The organism is Streptomyces sp. 15-116A, assembly GCF_025290915.1.
Lineage (GTDB): Bacteria > Actinomycetota > Actinomycetes > Streptomycetales > Streptomycetaceae > Streptomyces.
Map to the genome: position 1 here is coordinate 1 of NZ_JAOCQE010000466.1, position 2,779 is coordinate 2,779.

1 protein-coding gene and 1 pseudogene are annotated in these 2,779 nt (G+C 75.2%); both read right to left on the bottom strand.

The window, feature by feature from the left end:
• Positions 1 to 1,923: pseudogene (locus N4P33_RS34420) on the bottom strand (hypothetical protein); the annotation flags it as partial.
• A 368-nt stretch (positions 1,924 to 2,291) separates the two neighbouring features.
• Positions 2,292 to 2,779 (bottom strand): methyltransferase domain-containing protein (locus N4P33_RS34425; protein ID WP_260830847.1); only part of this gene is annotated, 488 nt, incomplete at its 5' end.

Here is a 2,779-nt window from a genome sequence, read left to right on the forward strand (position 1 = left end):
CAGGCGCACGCCGAGCCCCCCGTCCGGGGTGCGGGTCGCGGGGACGCCGGGGGCGGGCGTGTCGAGAGGGGTCACCGGGGTCTGCTGCGGTCCCTGGACGGGGGGCTCGGCGTGCGCCTGGTCGGCTTCGGGGGTCGTCGGCTCGGGGGCGGGCAGCGGGGCGGTCCCTTCGGCGTCCTCGGGGGTGGCCGACACGGGGGCTTCTGCGACGGCCGGCTCAGCGGCCGTAGGGGTGGCCTCCGGCTGTACGGCGTCGCCTTCGGTCGGCGTGGGCTCGGCGGCGGTGGCTTCCGGGGAGACGGGGTTCTGGATGTCGTCCGGGGCGGCAGCGGTGACGGCGGCGTCCTCGGAGAGCGTGGCTGCGGTGACGGCGGCGTCCTCGGAGAGCGTGACTACGGCGTCGCCCGCCTCAGCGGCGACGGGCGCAGGGGCGTCCGTCGCTACGGCAGCCGACGTCTCCTCGTCGGCACCCGGTGCGCTGTCGCCGACCCTCACCTGCTCAGCGTCGGCGGGCGCGGCGGTGGCGGGGTCAGCCGGGCTGTCACCGGAGACGTCCGACGCATTCTCCGTGCCACGGTCCACGTCGGCAACGGCATGCTCGGGGACCCCTGAAGCAGGCTGCCCGGCGTCCTGCGGGCGCGCGGGCTCTGCTGAGCGGTCCTCGGTGTGGGCCTGCTCGGTCGGCGCCTGCGCGGTGAGGCGGTCCACGGCCGCATGGGCCGCGTCGGCCGGCTCGGGCTCCTGTGTGGGGACAACCGTTTCCGCAGCGGGCTCCCCAGAGGTCACCGTGGCCTGCGCACCCCAGGGTGCCGCGGGCTGCGGCGCGGCCTCGGGGGCCTGCGGGACGTCGAGGTACTCGGGGCCGATGGTCGGCGGGCCGGACTGGCGTACAGGCGCGTGGGCGGGGCCGCGGTCGGCGAGGGAGCGGACCGGGCCGGCGGACGGGTTCGGGATGGGCGGGCCGAGGTGCAGCGGCCGACGCGGGGTGACCGGTGCCGGCCGCTCCGCTCCCGCGTGCGCCGCGGAGTGCTGCACGGCAGCGCCCTCCTGCGCCTGCGGGGCCGAGCTCTCCTGCTGGAGCGACCCCGCGTCCACGGCGGCCTGCACCTGCACGGCAGCTCCGTCAGTGGGCGCAGTCTGCTCTGCCGAGGACTCGCCCTCCTGCTGATACGGCTGCGCATGCGCCTGCATGGCGTCGGGCGCACCGGCAGAGGAGGTCGCGGCGGTACGGCTGGCTGCGACCTCGGCAGGAAACGCCGCCTGCTCCCCCGAAGCCAGGGCTTCCTGCGGGGCCCACTCAGGGTGCGCGGCGGCCTGCACCTGCATCGCTGCCGCGTCGCCAGGCGTCGTCTGCTCCGCCGAGTTCAAGCCTTCCTGCGCAACCGACCCCGCGTCCACGGCATCCATCTCGCCCGGCACGGGCTGCCCCACCGGGGCCATGCCCTCCTGCGGCACCGGCACCGCGTACTCCACCGGCTGCCCCTGCGGAGCGAGACCCTCATGCTGAGCCATGCCCTCGTGGGCGCCCTGAACGTCCTGCGGGACCGGCTGTCCCTCGAACCCCGCCGGCTGCTCCTCGTAGCGCACGGGCTGCTCCTCGTAGGCGGTGGGCTGGTCCTCCGGGGTCGTGTGGCTCGCGGAGTGGGGTGAGCGGGTGGGGCCGAGGTCGATCGCGCCGCTGTCGCGGCCGGAGAGCTCGTGGGGGCCGGGGGCGTGCACGGTCTCGACGAGCGGCTCGGGGGCGGGCGGAGGGACCTCGTTGCCCCAGGCGCCCTGGGCGCCGGGCAGCAGCAGGTCTTCTTCGTCCTCGGCGGAGGTCGCGGAGAGGTAGGTGTACGCGCCGGGCGCGGCGACGCCCTGGTGCTCCACCATGCCTGCGTTCTCCGGCAGTCCCTCGCCCGGGACCTGGCCGGTGTCGGTCATGCGTACCCCTCGCCCATCGGTTAGTGCTCCTACGACCAGCTCACCCGGAACGGCGCACCGACCGCCCCACACTGAAGAACGAGCGTGCGTCCCCAGCGGCACGAACGGCCCGCCCGAAAAAGGCGACAAAGCCATTCACTGGCATTGTCGCGGCGGGACGGCCGTCGCGTCAGCTTGATCGGCGACGGTTCCGCTGTGGACTGCGCCACGTTGCGCGTCCTCCGGTTCTGCCGTACCACGACCCACCCCAAAACGGGCGCGTTTTCGGGACATTGGCCGACGAAGCGTCGGGTGCCCCAGCGCGGTACAACGATCGGCCAGCCTACCGCGCGCGGTACGACAACCCGATCACGGGGACGGCATCGGCGTCAGGTCTCGCGTGCGGGCAGCACCCCGCTGAGCAGGAACGCGACGCTCCGTTCCTTCTCCGTCCAGGCACGGGTGTCGAGTTCGACGGACTGCAGCAGCGCGCACTCGACCCGGTAGCCGTGCTCGGTGAGGTCCCGGCCGATGAGTTCGGCCGCGTCGCGGGTGGCGGCGTCGGCGACGATCCGCTGCGGCCGGCGGTCGGCGACCGCGGAGACCACGGCCGCTCCCCCGCCGCCGACCCGGACGACGTCGGGTTCGGGGAGGTTCTCCAGGACCTGCGGGGCGGTGCCGTGCACGATCTGGAGCTGTACGCCGTGCCTGCGGGCGGTGGAGTCGGTGCGGGCGCAGGCGTCGTGGTCGCTGTCGACGGCGATGACGGCGGCCCCGGCGCGGGCGGCCTCGGTGGCGAAGGCGCCGCTGCCGCAGCCGATGTCCCACACGAGGTCGCCCAGCCGCGGCCCGAGGCGGGCGAGTTGGGCCGTGCGCA